The sequence below is a fragment of the Cyanobium sp. T1G-Tous genome (assembly GCF_024345455.1).
GTDB lineage: Bacteria > Cyanobacteriota > Cyanobacteriia > PCC-6307 > Cyanobiaceae > Cyanobium_A.
The window spans coordinates 14,074-29,505 of sequence record NZ_JAGQBD010000012.1 but is presented as its reverse complement, the minus strand read 5'-3'; the positions used below and the strand labels follow the sequence as shown (position 1 = coordinate 29,505).

Genomic DNA, 15,432 nt, shown 5'->3' with positions numbered 1-15,432 from the left:
CCAAGGCAGCCGATGCCAATCGAGACCGGAGAGGGCTTGCCAACTGGACCAATGCTACTTAAATCTAATCTTAGCGAAAATATATCTGAAAAGCCAGGAGCCAATGAGTCAATTAGGACTTTTTAGGAATTGGCTGAGCCATCTTGCCGTCAGTGGTTTGATAAGAAGTCAGCATCAATTTGAGCTCGGTTTTCGCCGCCACTGGGCCACTAGCTGGAACAGCAGTACCCGCCGGAGGCGCAGCCTGAGCTCCGGCCTTAACTGGATCTACCAAAGCCAAAGACAAATTGCTCTGGCTCACAAGCACACTGAGCTTTTCGGTAGCTCGCATAAATGCCAGCAGGCTTGGATAACTACCCCGAGCAGTTAGCAACACCTTCTGAGCCTTCAAACCAGCAGCTTCCATGGGAGAAGCTGGCGGTGGGGGCGGAGCCGTTTCACCCTTCTTCGCTTCTGCCGCCGGCACGGGTGCTGGCGCTGCCACCGGCTCATAGAGATCAAGCTGCACTCCTTGGCGAGCAGCTTCCGCGTCCAACTGGGCCAGGAAGGTGACAAATTCGCCACTGCCCTCGATTAATTGCAGCACCTGCAGCTGCTTACGCTCTGCCGCGCTCTTAGCCTCGGCAGTTTTGGCAATCTGGGCTCTCAGCAGAGGGATGCGGCTCCTGAGTTCCTCCAATTGGGCCAAGCGTTCACTGTCGGCTTGAAGGCGCAACCACTGAGGCACTACCCCAAAGCCAACAATCAAAGCAGTAACTACCGCACCAATACCAATCGGCACACCCAACAGCAAACGCTGCTGCAACTTGGTGGCATTGGGATTAGCAACATCTTGAAGATTAGTCATCAGAGCAGGCCGTCCTTTTGAAGCAGGTCTAGGCGCCGCACCAAACCTTCAGAGCCCAGCTGAGTGAGGATCTGTTTTTCCGCTAGCGGACTAATCGGTGGGCGGAAGTTCACCTGGATCTCAAAACTGACCGGTGCCACTACTGCTTGGGCTTGGGGTGTATTGGCTGCACCCGCTTCGCGGGAAGCCTTCACCATGGTGATTGAATTTGGATCAAGCAAAGGCGAAAGCTTCAGCTGCAGCTGCAGCGCGTTGATACGGGCAAAAGCCTGGGGATCACGCGATAGCCCCTTAAGCCGATAGCCAGTGCCTTCTTCAGCAGCACTAGTGAGCTGGATTCCCTCAGGCACCCTCATTTGCAGATCGCGCAGCACTGCTGAACCGGATCGCACTGACAGCAAGCCCTTAACCAAATCCTGATTGGCCTTTGTCACCCCATTGAGCTTGGTTCTACTGGCGTTCAGCTGGGTTTCAAACAACTGCACCTCCGCTTCCACGGTGCCTAGGCCTTCGATAGCCGAGCTCACCATCAAGGCTCTCAAAAACACCAATACCGCCACGCCAAGGGAGACGCCAACCAGTGCCGCACCGATCACCACACCCTGGACAAGCCAGCGGCGCCCCTGGATGGAGGCCTCAGCTGGCTCGGGCAGATTCAGCTCCTGGCGTTTTTCACGCAGCAGATCAAACTGGGAGGCCATCGATGTGGAGCTCATTGGGCCAACTCCAGGCCGGCAAGTCCTTGCAGCTCAAGGGATCCAAAGCCGTCACGCTCGAGCAGCTCGGCCTCCAGGCCTAGGGCCTGTTGCAATCCTTCCAGATCCGGCATTGATTCGGCGAGCAGAAGCCTCACGGATGCTTTGGGTGCATGGTGGCTGCAATAAAAATCCAGGCTCTGCTGCAGGGCCGGTAACAACTCCGGCATAGTCCCAGGCAGTAGCCGCTCAAATTCAGGAACGCCCTGGCGCCAGATGGTTAGGACGGTCTGCTGGTCGAGCTGCTGCAACAGGGCTAGCAGGGTGGAAGCTGGAGTGGCTTCTAGCTCATCGCTGAGCGCTCCCATCAAGCACACCTGAGCCGGCAGCAGATGTTGCAGGGTGCCGCCAGCTATCGCAAACACCTCCACCCAGGCCTCCACCACCGAGCGATCTGCGGCCACCACCAGGGAGCTGGAAGTATTTCCAGGTAGGGGCTGCACATCGACGTAAGCGTCATCCAACGCAAACGGCAGCCGCAGATCCGGGTTCAGATCGCGTAGCTCATCGATTGAATCCACGGGTTGCTGCGCGCTAGCCCATTCGACCACCCGCCAATGGGCCGCCTGGCGGGGCAGGGACACCACGAGCTGGGAATCAATCCCACCGTGCTCGAGCAGCAGATCACCGATGAAATCGCCCACGGCATCCACGAGCTGGGGCACCCCATTACGGCAGGTGCGCGCCGGTATCGGCGCCGACCAGGCTGGCTCAACTGGCTGGCCCCGCTGAACGGACTGGCCAAGCACCAAATGCTCGGACAAATCCACCATCACCAGCTTGGGAAAGAGCTGGGCACGGAGGGGGCGCCAGGTGTTTTGTAGTCCCGCCAGTACCAAGGTGCATGTGCTTTCTCTATAGCAACTTACCGAACTTTCAGCGCCAGGCCAGACCCGTGCCCACAGCTGCGCTGATATGGCTCAGGCCATGGCGATCCAGCTGGGACGCCAAACCTTCCAAAATCTGCGGCACCAGCGCCGGCCCGCCGTAGATCCAGCCGGTATAAAGCTGCACCAGCGAGGCCCCCGCGGTGATCCGCTCCCAGGCGCTCTCGGCCGAATCGATCCCGCCTACGCCAATCAGGGGCAAGGCTGGACCCGCCGTAGCCCGCAGCCGCCGCAGCACTTCCAGGGCCCTGCCCCGTAGGGGCACTCCGCTGAGACCGCCGGCCTCCTCGTCCAGGGTGCGACCCGACTGCACCAGGCGCCGCTGCTCCAGGCCAAGGCGATGCAGGCTGGTGTTCACGGCGATTACGCCGGCCAGCCCCTCCTCGTAGGCCATGCGGGCGATGGCATCAATGGCGTCGTCTTCTAGATCCGGCGCGATCTTCACCAGCAGCGGCGGGCAGGCCGGCAAGCGCCGCAGCCGCTCCACCAGGCGCCGCAACAGGGTTTCCTCCTGCAGCTCCCGCAGGCCCGGCGTGTTGGGCGAGCTCACATTGATCACGGCGTAGTCGGCTAGGGGGGCGAGTAGCTCCAGGGAGGAGGCGTAGTCGTCGGGGGCCAGCTCCAGGGAGGTGATCTTGGATTTGCCCAGGTTGATGCCCAGCACCGCCGGGCGCTGGCCCGGTGCCGGCAGCTGCTGGCGCTCCAGGGTGCGGCGCAACACCTGGGCGCCGCCGTTGTTGAAGCCCATGCGGTTGAGCGCCGCCCGCTCGGCAGCCAAACGAAACAGCCGCGGCTTGGGATTGCCCGGCTGGCCGTGCCAGGTGACCGTGCCCAGCTCGGCAAAGCCAAACCCAAACAAATGCCAGATCCCTGCTGCTACACCGTTTTTGTCAAATCCGGCCGCCAGGCCCACCGGGTTAGAGAAGCGGCAGCCAAACAGGGTTTGCTCCAGCCGGGGATCGGGGCGCTGCAGCTCAGCGGCCAGACCTGCCAGAGCACCACTCACCAAGGGCCACTGGCGCCGCAAAGAGGCCTGAGCCAGGGCGGTGAGGGTGAGCTGGCTGAGCTGCTCGGCGTCAGCGCCGTCATCGCGGCCCAGCAGCGGACCCACCAGCCGCCCATACAAGGCGTCTGTGCTGGTGCGAACCGTGCTAGTGCCAGCCCTGCTCGATGAGCCTGAATCCACCATCAGCCGCCGCCTACTCCCGCGCGTCCAATCCTCCCTCGTCCCGTTGCAAACGCCAGCGTCCTCCCGCCAGGGGCAACACCTGCCAGTCGCGCCAGCGCCAGGGGCCACTGCGGCGCTCCAGTTGCTGCAAGGGCTGCTCCACCAGCTGGGCCAGCTCCACCAAGCTGAGGCCGTAGCCCTGGCCAGCGAAGCGATCGGCCAGCTCAAGGCGGCTCAGCAGCTGCTGCAGGCCAGCGGGCGCCGGGTCGGCAATCGCTGGGCCAGGGGTGGCGTTTTTAGTGCTGGGACCATCAGCAGGGACGTCGGCAGGAACATCGGCTTCGATCCGGGCGGTGGCGATCACCTCGCCAGCCGCCATGGCCGGCATCTGACCCTTGGAAAAGGCCACGGCGATGGCATCACAGCGGTCGTTGTCTGGATCACCGCTGTGACCCTTGACATGCACTAAGGACACCCCTTCAAGCCGGGCCTGGTCCAGCTGCTCCCATAGATCCCGATTGAGCACCGCACCGCCGGAGGCCGTGCGCCAGCCCTTGCGCTTCCAGCCCTGGATCCACTTGCTGAAACCATCGATCAGGTAGCGGCTGTCGGTGCGAATGCTGAGCTGGTCCGGACGGGGCAGCTCCTTGATGGCCTCCAGCAAGGCCAGGGCTGCAGTGAGCTCCATGCGGTTGTTGGTGGTGGCCCGATCGGCGCCGCCCATCTCATGCACCGAGCCATCCTCGAAGCGCAGCAAGGCCCCCCAGCCGCCTGGGCCCGGATTGCCACTGCAAGCACCATCACAGGCCGCAGCCACCACTTTCACCGGCTTAGCCGCCACTGGACAACCCCCGAAAATTCGCTAGAGAACCCATCTGCCCCTTGCTGCGCCCCGCCATGGACCCATCCAAACCGGGCCTGACCAGGAGCCAGGCAGAGCGCCGAACCTACCGTCCCTGGCGAAGCGCCCTGCTGGCAGGTGCGGCCCTGGCCGCCCTCACCCCCTGGGCAGAGGCCGCCAACCTGTTCAACAGCAAGCCGCTCGATGCCAGCAGCTTCGCCGTGCTGGCGCGGCCCCTGGGGCGCAGCGACTGGAACCTGCTGGTGCTTGAGCAGATCCAACCCCAACCCCGCTGCTGGCAGGAGCGCCCCGACGGCCTGATCGACCCGGCCCTCAACCGCTTCAACTTCACCGGCATCTGCAGCCGCTATCTCGACAGCAACGGCTACTCCCTGCGCATCGGCGATCAGGATCTGGCCAGTCGCTACCGGCTGCAGCTGCGCCAAAGCGGCAACGAACTGCAACTGCAGGCCAGCACCCCCAGCGATCCCACCACCCTGGTCGTTGCCCGCGCCCAGGTGCCCCTGCGGGATCGAGACGGGTTTGTAGCCCTGAAACTCGAATCAGGCTGGGACCTGCAACGCCGCACCTTTGGCGAGCAGACCCTCAATCACCTGTACTTCGCCAACGCCGCACCCCTGCCCCAGCTACTAGCCGCAGCCAGCGGCAGCTCCCAACCCCCAGCCAGGCCTGGCGCCCAGCTCGGCCTGCGGCCGCCTGTTGCCCCCCCGAGCCTGCTGGCCCAGGGCATGGGCCAGGGCCCGATTCGCTTGCCAGTAATTCCCTTCCGCGATTGATGCCCGGGTGCCAGTTGCCGGAGAGTCCCAGTCCAGCTAGCCGATCCCAAAGCCTGCCATTAAGTTTCTGGGGTGTGAGGAGTGGGAACGCTCTTCCGGGGTCGAAACGAGGACAGACTCCCAGAATCGTTCCAACTCAGAGCCCTGCCTTTGGCGGGGCTTTTTTATTGGTCACATCGTTTTGTTGGTCCCTCCTTTTTATTAGTTACTGCATCAAAAAACCGGCCCTGGAGGGGCCGGTCTGATGGCAACGAAAGACGTTGGTAGGAAGGTGATAGGGCCTCAAAGGGCCCAATCGATCACTTGATCGAAACCTTGCCGCCGACTTCTTCGACAGCTTTTTTGATGGATTCGGCTTCGCCTTTGGCGATGCCTTCCTTGATGGCGCAGGGAGCGCTTTCCACCAGAGCCTTGGCTTCGCCCAGGCCGAGGCCGGTGACTTCGCGGACGGCCTTGAGAACCTTGATCTTGGCAGCGGCGTCAAAGCTGTCGAGCATGACGTCGAATTCGGTCTGCTCCTCGGCGGCTTCAGCAGCAGCAGCGGGAGCTGCGGCCATCATGACGCCCGCGGAAGCGGCGGCGGATACACCAAAAGCCTCTTCGATCTGCTTGACGAGCTCGGAAGCTTCAAGCAGGGAAAGAGTCTTCAGTGACTCGAGAATTTGGTCGGTTGTAGCGGACATGGTTGAGAATCAGCAACAGATCTGTTTGTGAACAGTCGGATCGGGGGAGCTCAGCTGTCGCCTTCGGCGTGCTGTTTGAGCGCCCGGGCAAGACCGGACGGAACCTCGTTGATACCCACGGCCAGCTTGGTAGCCACGGCATTGATCGCACCTGCGATCTGGGCCATGAGCACCTCCTTGGTGGGCAGATCCCCGATGGCCTTGATGTCGTTTTGGGAGAGGAGTTTGCCTTCGAAAAGGCCACCCTTCACCTCAGACTTCTTCGTGTCCTTCTGGAAGGACTGCACGGCCTTCACCGCACCGCCTACATCGCCCTTAACAAGGACGAAGGCGTTGGTGCCGGTGAGTAGGGAATCGAGATTCGACCAGGCGGTATTTCCATCAATGGCGCGGCGCATCAAGGTGTTTTTGGTCACCTTGCACACCCCCTTGCTGGCCTGCAGACGAATCCGCAGATCAGACATCTCCTTGATGGACAAGCCCTTGAAATCAAGGACAAGCGCCATTTCGGCCTCGCCGAGGAGCCCCTTGAGCTCATCGACGATCTGTTGCTTGCTCTCCAGCGTGCGGCCCATAGGAAAGGAACGGATCAGGGGAACAAGCCGGGAACGCGGCCCGGGACGTTGACTTTCCCAAGGGGAAGGTCAACTCGAGGCCGCTGCACGCTCCACAACCCTTCCGGACGAATCCTTCCTGGTGCCAAACCTGTCGCGATCACCTCGGCAGGGCTTATGGACCGAAATCCACCTGCTGTCTGGGGTAGGGCGCGTGCCCTTCTGGACAAAGCCAGAGGTCCACACTACACACTGCCCATACCTGAGCTCAGCCATGCCTGCCTCTCGCCGCCGCGGCACCATGCTGCTGCTCAGCATGGTGATGGCCTTGGTGATGGCCTTGGTGGTAAGCCTGGCGATTCCAGCCCGAGCGACCCCCGCCTGGACCGTAGGCACCGATCCCACCTATGCCCCCTTCGGCATGACTGATGGGGCCAGCGGCGAGCTGCGGGGCTTCGATATCGAGCTGATCGAAGCGATCGCCAAGCGCACTGGCCAGCGGCTCAAGCTCACAGCTCTGCCCTTCGATGGCCTGATACCTGCCCTGCAAGCGGGCAACCTGGACCTGGCGATCAGCGCCATGACGATCACCGCCGAGCGGGCCGAAACCGTCGACTTTTCGCGCCCTTATTTTGCCGCTGGCTTGGGCATAGTTGTGCGGCGAGGCACCCGGGGCATCGCCAACCTCAAGGATCTAGAAGGACGCACGATCGCCGTTCAGATCGGTTCCACCGGCGCAAAGGCCATGGCGGCGGTGCCCGGAGCCAAGCTCAGCACCTTTGATTCAGGTCCCCTTGCCCTGCAGGAGCTCCTCAACGGCCACGTGGAGGCCTACGTAAATGACCTGCCTGCCACCTTGTATGCGATCGAAACCGCTGGCCTCGATGGCATCGAGATCGCCGGCAAACCCCTCACCAGCGACTTCTACGGCATCGCCTTCCCCAAGGGCTCTGGCCTGCGCGAAGCAGTAAACAAGGGGCTGGGCCAGGTACTGGCCGATGGCAGCTACGCCCGTATCTATGAGCGGTGGTTTGGGCAGAGCCCGCCAGCTCTGCCCCAGCGAGCCCCTGCTCTCGATAGCCGCAGCGATAGCGCCGGACTTGACGGGGTGCAGTTGCTGCGCAATTTGATCCGCGGTGCGGGCGTGACCCTGGCGCTGACCCTCTGCTCCTTCTGCCTAGGCCTAATCGGCGCCGGCCTAGTAGCTGCAGGGCTACTGGGTGCCAACCCAGTGATACAGCGCTGCTGCCGCATCTACGTCGACTTCTTTCGCGGCACGCCAATTTTGGTGCAGCTGTTCGTGATCTACTTCGGCGTGCCTGCCCTAGCTCGCCAACTGGGAGTAGAGCTGCAACTAGATCGCTTCGCCGCAGCCGTGCTCGCCCTAGGGCTAAACGGCGCTGCCTACCTAGCCGAAACCCTACGAGCAGGAATTATTTCGATTGACCGCGGCCAATGGGAGGCCTCAAGGGCCCTGGGGCTCAAGCCCCTAACGGCGCTGCAGCTGATAATCCTGCCCCAGGCCCTGCAGCGGGTGCTGCCCTCCTTAGCCAATGAGTTCATCACGCTGATTAAGGACACCAGCCTGGCGGCGGTGATCGGCTTCGACGAACTTTTCCGCCAAGGGCAGCTGGTGGTGGCCACCAGCTACCGGGCGTTTGAGGTTTACCTAGCGGTGGCCTTGGTGTATCTAGTGATGACCACCACGGCCTCGCTGCTGTTCAAGCAGCTGGAGCGGCGACTCAGCCTTCCTGCTTGAGGTCCTGCAGGGCCGAGAAGTCGACTTCCACCGAAGGGCCCATGGTGGAGGTCACATAGAGGCTCCTCCAATAGCGGCCTTTGGCACCGCTGGGCTTGTTGCGATCGATGGTCTCCTGCAGGGCCTTGAGGTTCTCGAGCAAGTTGGCGGCAGTGAAGCTGGCCTTGCCAAAGCGCACGTGCACGATGCCACTGCGGTCGGCGCGAAACTCAAGTTTGCCGGCCTTGAACTCGTTGATGGCGCCAGCCAGATCGGTGGTGACGGTGCCTGCCTTGGGGTTGGGCATCAGGCCGCGGGGACCGAGCACCCGGCCAAGCTTGGCCACCTTGGGCATCATGTCCGGGGTGGCGATCAGCAGGTCGAAGTTCATCTCGCCTTTGGCGATCTGATCCACCAGATCGTCGTCACCAGCGAGGTCGGCGCCGGCAGCCTTGGCGGCGGCCACGGCTTCACCGCGGGCGATCACGGCAATGCGGATGGCCTGGCCGGTGCCGTGGGGCAGGGCCACGGTGGTGCGCAGCTGCTGGTCGGTGTACTTGGGGTCGATCCCGAGGCGCACGTGGGCCTCCAGGGTTTCGTCAAACTTGGCGTTGGCGTTGGTCTGAACCAGCTCAATGGCCTCGAGGGGGCTGTAGCTGCGGTCTTCGACCTTGGCGCTGAGCGCTAAGAAGCGCTTGGAGATTTTCGGCATGGTGGGGATGGGGTACGGGCGATTCAGGGCGTGGCTGTTGAGCAGATGAACTGATCAAGGCTGCCTGGATCTCCCCCGAATAAGGGGTGGAATTAATCGTTAACGGCGACGCCCATGTTGCGGGCGGTGCCTTCGATGATGCGCATGGCCGATTCAACGCTGGTGCAGTTGAGGTCGGGCAGCTTGGTTTTGGCGATCTCCTCGAGCTGGGCGCGGCTAATGGCACCCACCGAACCCTTGGCAGAGGTGGCGGCACCCTTTTCGATACCGGCTGCTTTGGAGATCAGCACGGAAGCGGGAGGGGTCTTGGTGATGAAGGTGAAGCTGCGGTCTTCAAAGACCGAAATTTCAACCGGGATCACATATCCGGCCTTCTCCTGCGTCCGAGCGTTGTACTCCTTGCAGAACGCCATGATGTTGACGCCGTGCTGACCGAGGGCAGGGCCCACCGGCGGCGCGGGGTTGGCTTTGCCGGCTTGGAGGGCCAGCTTGATAACGGCAACGACTTTCTTGGCCATCGTCTAAGGCTACGGGGCGAATCTGCGGATCACCCCCATCGCCGGGGATGTGAACTGAAACGGCCGCCCTCCGCAGGGAGACGGCCGCTGAGCGGGGCCGAAACCTAGCTCTGCTTGCTGATCTGGGAAAACTCGAGCTCCACCGGGGTTTCCCGGCCAAAGATTGAGAGCAGGGCCTTGAGCTTGTTGCGCTCGCCGGAAACCTCGATCACCTCACCCTGGAAATCCTTGAAAGGACCAGCCGTAACCAGGATCTGATCGCCTTCGGCGAGATCCACCTTGACGACTGCCTTCTTTTCTGCGGCTCGCTTAAAGATGCGATCCACTTCCGTGCGGCTGAGCGGCCTGGGCTTGATGTGACCGCGGGCCTTGGCCGTTGCGCGCCGCTCCTCTGCCCCAACGAAATTGATCACGTTGGGGGTGCTGCGCACCGCCATCATGGTGTCTTCGTCGAGCACCATTCGCACCAGCACATAGCCAGGGAACACCTTTTCCTCCGTGCTCTGGCGCGAGCCATCCTTCTTCAGCTTCATCCCCGGGGTCTGGGGGATCTCGATCTCGAGGATCCGGTTGTCGACGCCCAAGGTGACGGCGCGCTGCTCGAGCGTTGCCTTCACCTTCTTCTCGCAGCTGGAGGCCACCTGCACGGCGTACCAGCGGGCTACCTGCATCTTCTCAACCGGCGCCGGTGCTTCCAGCACCTCAGCCACGGGCGCCAGCTCTTGGGCCCCAAGCTCGAGCTCTTCGGCCGCAAGCTCGGTGGCTTCGTTTTGGCTGTCGGTCAGGGACTCAGACACGGGGCTCAGGAAAGAAACGGGATCAACGGACGGGGGCTCGACTACGGATCGGCTCAACGGAACACCTGATTGGCCCCCCAGCCATAAAAACGATCAATGGCGGCGATCGCTGCCGCCGAGAGACTCACCATCAAGATCACGGCCACCGATTCGCTAAACAGCTGCTGACGGCTGGGCCAAACGACTTTGCGGAGTTCCGCCAGGGTGGCGGCAGCAAAGCCTTCAGGCACCGCCGAGGCTGCGGCAGGCGAGATGGACGCATCGGGGCTGGGTTCTGCCTCTTTGGAGTCGGGAGTTGGGGGGGTTTGATCCACTGGCGCTCGCGCACGGGGGCGTCCGCGCGTACCGGCAAACGAACACCTTAGCCGAGGGGCACAAACGTCAAGGGATTGCCCGGCTCAACGCGCACGCCCCGAGCGCCACTGAAGCGCTCCGCCAGCAGCTCGGTGGCAAGGGGGTTTTCCAGCTGGCGCCGCAGCACCCGCCGCAGGGGCCGGGCGCCGTATTCTGGCTCGTAACCCTGCTCAGCCAGGGCCTGCACCACCGGCTCCGGCACCTCCAGCTCCAGGTGCTGCTCAGCCAGCAGCCGGGCCAGCTCGGCCAGTTGCAGGCGCACGATGCGCTGCAGGTCGGCCGGGCCAAGGGGGCGAAAGCGGATCACCTCGTCAATGCGGTTAAGGAATTCCGGCCGAAACTGGCTGGCTAATGCCTGGTCTATTTGCTGGTCGAGCCAGGTCTGCTGATCGCGCCAGGCCTGCTGGTCAGGCTCCACGCCCGCCTCCCGTGCCGCCTTTGCACTGTCGAGGATGGCGCGGCTGGCCAGGTTGCTGGTCATGATCACCACCGTGTGGCGGAAGTCCACGGTGCGGCCTTGGGAATCGGTGAGGCGGCCGTCGTCGAGCACCTGCAGCAGCAAATTGAACACCTCCGGGTGGGCCTTCTCCACCTCATCAAGCAACAGCACCGCGTAGGGCCGGCGCCGCACCGCCTCGGTGAGCTGACCGCCCTCCTCGTAGCCCACATAGCCAGGGGGTGCCCCCACCAGCCGGGCCACGGCGTTGCGCTCCATGAATTCGCTCATGTCGAGGCGCACCAGGGCGTCGTCCTCGTCGAAAAGCGCCGCCGCCAGAGCCTTAGCCAGCTCGGTTTTGCCCACGCCGGTGGGGCCCAGAAATAAAAACGAACCCACCGGCCGCGTTGGCGACTGCATCCCGGCCCGAGCGCGGCGAATCGCCGCGGCCACCGCCGCCACAGCCTCTAGCTGGCCAACCACCCGCTCGCCCAGGAGTTGCTCCAGCTCCAGCAATTTCTGGCGCTCCCCCGCCAGCAGGCGCTGCACCGGAATGCCGGTCCAGCGGGCCACCACATCGGCGATGTCGCCCTCCTCCACCTGTTCACGCAGGATCGTCTCCCCCTTCAGTTCGGCCTCAAGGGTTTCGCGGCGCTGCTGCAAGCCATTGAGCTGGTCGTGCTGCAACCGGGCTGCTTCCTCATAGTCACCCTCCCGCTCGGCCTCGGTGATGGCGTGGCGCAGGTCTTCGTCTTGCTGCAACAGCTCGCGCAGCTCCGCCAGCCGCTCCCGCTCCGCCTGCCAACGCTGCTGCAACGCCTGCAGGGCCTCGGTGGCGCGGCGGCGCTGCTCCTGCAACTGCAGCCGCTCCTCCAGCGGCGCCGCCTCAGCCGAGAGCAGGGCCAACTCCACTCGGCGCAGCTCGGCTTCGGCAGCTTCCACCAGCTGGGGCTTGGAGGTGACCTCCATGCGCAACTGGGCGGCCGCCTCATCCACCAGATCAATGGCCGAATCGGGCAGGCAGCGATCGGTGATGTAGCGGTCAGCCAGGCGGGTTGCTGCCACCAGAGCCTGGTCGGTGATAGCCACGCCGTGGTGCAACTCGTAGCGCTCCTTTAGACCTCGCAGAATTTCCACACAGGTGTCGAGGCATGGCTCCTTGATCAGCACCTGCTGGAAGCGGCGATCCAGGCCGGGATCCTTCTCGATGCTGCGGCGGTAGTCCTCGGCGGTAGTGGCGCCTATGCAGCGCAGGTAGCCCTGGGCCAGGGCTGGCTTGAGCACGCTGCCGGCGTCGGCATTGGAGCGATCGCCGCTCACCACCGTGTGCAGCTCGTCGATAAACAGCACCACCCCGGCGGCTCCAGGAACGGCATCGGCGTCGTGCACCTCCTTGAGCACGGCCCGCAGGCGCTCCTCAAACTGGCCGCGAAACTTGGCCCCAGCGATCAAGGCGCCCAAATCCAGGGCCACCAGCCGCAGACCCTGCAGCGAGTCGGGCACCTCGCCGGCCACGATCCGCTGGGCCAGCAACTCGGCCACGGCGGTTTTGCCGACGCCGGGCTCACCGATCAGCACCGGGTTGTTCTTGCTGCGGCGTGAGAGCACCTGAATCAGGCGGCGCATCTCCAGGTCGCGGCCGATCACCGGGTCGAGTTCGCCGGCCCTGGCCGCTGCGGTGAGGTCGCGGCCGTAGCGCTCCAAGGCACTGGGCTCGGGCGGCTCCTGCTCCAGTGGGGCGGCGGCCAGTGGGGCTGCAAGTGGGGCGGCAGCGACCGGCGCCAGCGAAGACGGGCCCGCGTCGATCCAGGCGTCTGGGGGGGGAGCTTGCGCCTGCGGGGGAGCAGGAGCCGGTGGGGCTGGGCTGGCAGGGGAGCCAGGCCGAAACTGGCGTTGCAGCAAGTCTTCGCTAAGCCCCTCAGCCACCAGCAATGGCGCCCCGATCCGGGGATCTCGCACCAATGCCACCAGTAGGTGGGATACGTCTAAAAGAGGGTCGCCCCAGGCGGCCCGGCAGCGGTCCCCATCCTCGAGCAGATCCTCGAGGGCATCGCCGATGTACAACTCACCACCGGCGCTGCCGGGCTGGTCGACGCAGAAACTCTCGAGCTGATCGAGCAGGCGATCTGGCTCAAGCGGCAGGGGATCCAGCCAGCGCCCGAAGCGTCTCTCCAGCAGCAGGGTCTGCAGCAGATGCTCCACATCCATGGCGCCATGGCGCCAGCGGCGAGCCGTGTCCTGGGAGGCCAAAAGCAACTCCCAGGCGTCTTCGCTGAAGCGATCTGGTTCGCTGGTGAGGCTTGGGGGCATGGGCTTAGCGGTCAGCCGCGGGAGGAGAGCTGGATTAGTTCCACCTTGTAACCATCAGGATCTTCCACAAAGGCGATCACCGTGTTGCCGTGCTTCATCGGGCCGGGTTCGCGCACCACCTTGCCGCCCTTAGAGCGGATTGCATCGCAAACCGACTGGATGTCCTCCACTCCTAGGGCGATGTGGCCATAGCCCGCACCAAGGTCGTAGTGACTGGTGTCCCAGTTGTGAGTTAGCTCCAGCACGGTGGTATCCCGCTCCTCGCCGTAACCCACAAAGGCGAGGGTGAAACGGCCTGAGGGATAGTCCTTGCGGCGCAGCATCCGCATCCCCAACACTTCCGTATAAAAGGTGAGGGAGCGCTCCAGATCGCCAACCCGGAGCATGGTGTGCAGCATGCGCATCAGCGGATCAGGCCAGGCATCAACCTGGGCACAACAAATTCCATTGTGGCGAGCAACCCCAAGGGCGGTACCCATCAGCACAAATGGGTGGGTGGGGGTGACCCATAGGATCGCAACAGAGAGCGCCAATGGCACGTCAACGTGATCGATTCCCTCGACCTTGTTATTGACACCGTCGTGGCACGGGAGGTGTTGGATTCCCGCGGCACACCCACGGTGGAAGCCGAGGTGCTGCTGGAGGGAGGCGCCAGCGGCCGGGCGATCGTGCCGAGTGGCGCTAGCACCGGCGCCCATGAGGCCCATGAGCTGCGCGACGGCGGCAGCCGTTACTTCGGCAAGGGAGTCACCCAGGCCGTCAACAACATCGAAGAGCGAATCGCCCCGGCCCTTTGTGGCCTCAGCGCCCTTGACCAGAGCGCCGTGGACGGTGCCATGGCCGAACTCGACGGCAGTGACAACAAGTCCAGCCTCGGTGCCAATGCTGTGTTGGCCGTGAGCCTGGCCACCGCCCGGGCAGCCGCCAACGGCGTCGGCCTGCCCCTCTACCGCTACCTAGGCGGCCCGCTGGCCAACCTGTTGCCGGTGCCGCTGATGAACGTGATCAACGGCGGCGCCCACGCCTCCAACAACATGGATTTTCAGGAATTCATGTTGGTGCCCCATGGCGCCAGCAGCTTCCGCGAAGCCCTGCGCATGGGTGCGGAGGTGTTCCACACCCTCAAGGGTTTGCTGAGCAGCCAGGGCCTCTCCACCGCCGTTGGCGATGAGGGCGGCTTCGCTCCCGACCTAGCCAGCAATGACGCCGCCGGCGAACTGCTAGTGCAAGCAATCGAAAAGGCCGGCTATCGCCCCGGCGATCAAATTTCCCTGGCGCTGGACGTGGCCAGCACCGAGTTTTTCAAAGATGGCCGTTACAACTTCGGCGGCGGCAGCTATAGCAGCGCCGAGATGGTGGACCAGTTAGCCCAGCTGGCCAGCCGTTTCCCGATCGTTTCAATTGAAGACGGCATCGCCGAAGACGACTGGGATGGTTGGGCCCTACTCACCGAGCGTCTCGGCAAAACGGTGCAGCTGGTGGGCGACGACCTGTTTGTGACCAACACCGCCCGGCTACAGCGGGGCATCGACCTTGGTGTCGCCAATTCAATTCTGATCAAAGTGAATCAGATCGGCTCGCTCACCGAAACCCTGCAGGCGATCGATCTGGCCGGCCGGGCTGGCTACACCAGCGTCATCAGCCACCGCTCCGGCGAAACCGAAGACACCACCATCGCCGACCTCGCCGTAGCCACCCGCGCCGGCCAGATCAAAACCGGATCCCTCAGTCGCTCCGATCGGGTGGCTAAATACAACCAACTGCTCCGGATTGAGGACGAACTCGGCAGCCAGGCGATCTACGCCGGCGCCGAAGACCGGGGCCCCCGCGGCAAAGCCTAAGTATTTATACCTCCCCCATTAGGGGACAATAAATAAAAAAGCTAGGGTCAGCCATTAAAGTTGCCTAATCACTTAGGGCCCGGAGGTGGCGCTGTTGGCACCCTCCGCCCAAGACCCTCCCGCCAAATTGGTGGCGTCTGAATTCGAAGCAAAAAGCCCAGAGTTCAACGCAAAGGGCTTTACGCGCCTATCAG

Annotated in this window: 16 protein-coding genes; 3 read left to right on the top strand and 13 right to left on the bottom strand. The window is 63.4% G+C overall.

All coding sequences use genetic code 11. The annotated features are described in order from the left end of the window. Nucleotides 1–112: 112 nt before the first annotated feature. The 5 genes from KBY75_RS08455 to KBY75_RS08435 form a co-directional block, all read right to left on the bottom strand. Complete coding sequence (locus KBY75_RS08455; RefSeq protein ID WP_255023587.1) at nt 113–847, bottom strand: hypothetical protein; 735 nt, start codon at nt 845–847, stop codon at nt 113–115. Then, nucleotides 847–1,548: a PilN domain-containing protein gene (locus KBY75_RS08450; protein ID WP_255023586.1), complete on the bottom strand. Its 702-nt coding sequence runs from the start codon at nt 1,546–1,548 to the stop codon at nt 847–849. The genes KBY75_RS08455 and KBY75_RS08450 overlap by 1 nt, the downstream gene beginning before the upstream one ends. A gap of 11 nt (nt 1,549–1,559) precedes the next feature. After that, nucleotides 1,560–2,375, bottom strand: a complete 816-nt coding sequence (locus tag KBY75_RS08445; protein ID WP_255023585.1) for a hypothetical protein — start codon at nt 2,373–2,375, stop codon at nt 1,560–1,562. A gap of 103 nt (nt 2,376–2,478) precedes the next feature. Then, nucleotides 2,479–3,678: a quinone-dependent dihydroorotate dehydrogenase gene (locus KBY75_RS08440; RefSeq protein ID WP_255023584.1), complete on the bottom strand. Its 1,200-nt coding sequence runs from the start codon at nt 3,676–3,678 to the stop codon at nt 2,479–2,481. A gap of 10 nt (nt 3,679–3,688) precedes the next feature. After that, the gene (locus KBY75_RS08435; RefSeq protein WP_255023583.1) at nt 3,689–4,498 is read right to left on the bottom strand and encodes a ribonuclease H; all 810 of its coding nucleotides are present in this window, start codon (nt 4,496–4,498) and stop codon (nt 3,689–3,691) included. Between the two features lie 56 nt (nt 4,499–4,554). On the opposite strand from KBY75_RS08435, the gene KBY75_RS08430 reads away from it, so the two are divergent. After that, on the top strand, nt 4,555–5,295 hold the full coding sequence (locus KBY75_RS08430; RefSeq protein WP_255023582.1) for a DUF3747 domain-containing protein: 741 nt from the start codon (nt 4,555–4,557) through the stop codon (nt 5,293–5,295). A 299-nt stretch (nt 5,296–5,594) separates the two neighbouring features. On the opposite strand, the gene rplL is transcribed toward KBY75_RS08430, so the two are convergent. Next, nucleotides 5,595–5,978: a 50S ribosomal protein L7/L12 gene (gene rplL, locus KBY75_RS08425; RefSeq protein WP_254935479.1), complete on the bottom strand. Its 384-nt coding sequence runs from the start codon at nt 5,976–5,978 to the stop codon at nt 5,595–5,597. Nucleotides 5,979–6,028: 50 nt separating this feature from the next. Then, on the bottom strand, nt 6,029–6,553 hold the full coding sequence (gene rplJ / locus KBY75_RS08420) for a 50S ribosomal protein L10 (RefSeq protein ID WP_255023581.1): 525 nt from the start codon (nt 6,551–6,553) through the stop codon (nt 6,029–6,031). 253 nt (nt 6,554–6,806) lie between these two features. Between rplJ and KBY75_RS08415 the strand changes: the two genes are divergently transcribed. Further along, nucleotides 6,807–8,291 (top strand): ABC transporter permease subunit, encoded by a 1,485-nt coding sequence (locus KBY75_RS08415; RefSeq protein ID WP_255023580.1) that lies wholly within the window; start codon nt 6,807–6,809, stop codon nt 8,289–8,291. Here KBY75_RS08415 and rplA read toward each other — a convergent pair. From rplA to gloA, 6 genes are all read right to left on the bottom strand, one after another. Further along, entirely contained in the window at nt 8,275–8,982 is a 708-nt protein-coding gene (rplA, locus tag KBY75_RS08410; RefSeq protein WP_254935476.1) for a 50S ribosomal protein L1, read from the bottom strand. The two genes, KBY75_RS08415 and rplA, sit on opposite strands and share 17 nt — an antisense overlap. A 92-nt stretch (nt 8,983–9,074) precedes the next feature. Further along, nucleotides 9,075–9,500: a 50S ribosomal protein L11 gene (gene rplK / locus KBY75_RS08405; protein WP_106632872.1), complete on the bottom strand. Its 426-nt coding sequence runs from the start codon at nt 9,498–9,500 to the stop codon at nt 9,075–9,077. A 104-nt stretch (nt 9,501–9,604) separates the two neighbouring features. Further along, a complete protein-coding gene (gene nusG, locus KBY75_RS08400; RefSeq protein WP_255023626.1) occupies nt 9,605–10,219 on the bottom strand; it encodes a transcription termination/antitermination protein NusG in 615 nt (204 codons plus the stop codon). Between the two features lie 131 nt (nt 10,220–10,350). Further along, entirely contained in the window at nt 10,351–10,611 is a 261-nt protein-coding gene (gene secE, locus KBY75_RS08395; RefSeq protein WP_396096432.1) for a preprotein translocase subunit SecE, read from the bottom strand. Nucleotides 10,612–10,658: 47 nt separating this feature from the next. Beyond that, a complete protein-coding gene (locus KBY75_RS08390) occupies nt 10,659–13,397 on the bottom strand; it encodes an ATP-dependent Clp protease ATP-binding subunit (RefSeq protein WP_255023579.1) in 2,739 nt (912 codons plus the stop codon). Nucleotides 13,398–13,408: 11 nt separating this feature from the next. Beyond that, nucleotides 13,409–13,801 (bottom strand): lactoylglutathione lyase, encoded by a 393-nt coding sequence (gene gloA / locus KBY75_RS08385; protein WP_254935627.1) that lies wholly within the window; start codon nt 13,799–13,801, stop codon nt 13,409–13,411. Nucleotides 13,802–13,942: 141 nt separating this feature from the next. Here gloA and eno point away from each other — a divergent pair, with 141 nt between their 5' ends. Next, on the top strand, nt 13,943–15,238 hold the full coding sequence (eno, locus tag KBY75_RS08380) for a phosphopyruvate hydratase (RefSeq protein WP_254997659.1): 1,296 nt from the start codon (nt 13,943–13,945) through the stop codon (nt 15,236–15,238). Nucleotides 15,239–15,432: the final 194 nt, after the last annotated feature.

Bases quoted from the DNA above. Each gene is read 5' to 3' on its own strand.
- KBY75_RS08455 (WP_255023587.1), bottom strand. From the start codon at position 847: ATGACTAATCTTCAAGATGTTGCTAATCCCAATGCCACCAAGTTGCAG.
- KBY75_RS08450 (WP_255023586.1), bottom strand. From the start codon at position 1,548: ATGGCCTCCCAGTTTGATCTGCTGCGTGAAAAACGCCAGGAGCTGAAT.
- KBY75_RS08445 (WP_255023585.1), bottom strand. From the start codon at position 2,375: ATGGTGGATTTGTCCGAGCATTTGGTGCTTGGCCAGTCCGTTCAGCGG.
- KBY75_RS08440 (WP_255023584.1), bottom strand. From the start codon at position 3,678: ATGGTGGATTCAGGCTCATCGAGCAGGGCTGGCACTAGCACGGTTCGC.
- KBY75_RS08430 (WP_255023582.1), top strand. From the start codon at position 4,555: ATGGACCCATCCAAACCGGGCCTGACCAGGAGCCAGGCAGAGCGCCGA.
- rplL (WP_254935479.1), bottom strand. From the start codon at position 5,978: ATGTCCGCTACAACCGACCAAATTCTCGAGTCACTGAAGACTCTTTCC.
- rplJ (WP_255023581.1), bottom strand. From the start codon at position 6,553: ATGGGCCGCACGCTGGAGAGCAAGCAACAGATCGTCGATGAGCTCAAG.
- KBY75_RS08415 (WP_255023580.1), top strand. From the start codon at position 6,807: ATGCCTGCCTCTCGCCGCCGCGGCACCATGCTGCTGCTCAGCATGGTG.
- rplA (WP_254935476.1), bottom strand. From the start codon at position 8,982: ATGCCGAAAATCTCCAAGCGCTTCTTAGCGCTCAGCGCCAAGGTCGAA.
- rplK (WP_106632872.1), bottom strand. From the start codon at position 9,500: ATGGCCAAGAAAGTCGTTGCCGTTATCAAGCTGGCCCTCCAAGCCGGC.
- KBY75_RS08390 (WP_255023579.1), bottom strand. From the start codon at position 13,397: ATGCCCCCAAGCCTCACCAGCGAACCAGATCGCTTCAGCGAAGACGCC.
- gloA (WP_254935627.1), bottom strand. From the start codon at position 13,801: ATGCGCATGCTGCACACCATGCTCCGGGTTGGCGATCTGGAGCGCTCC.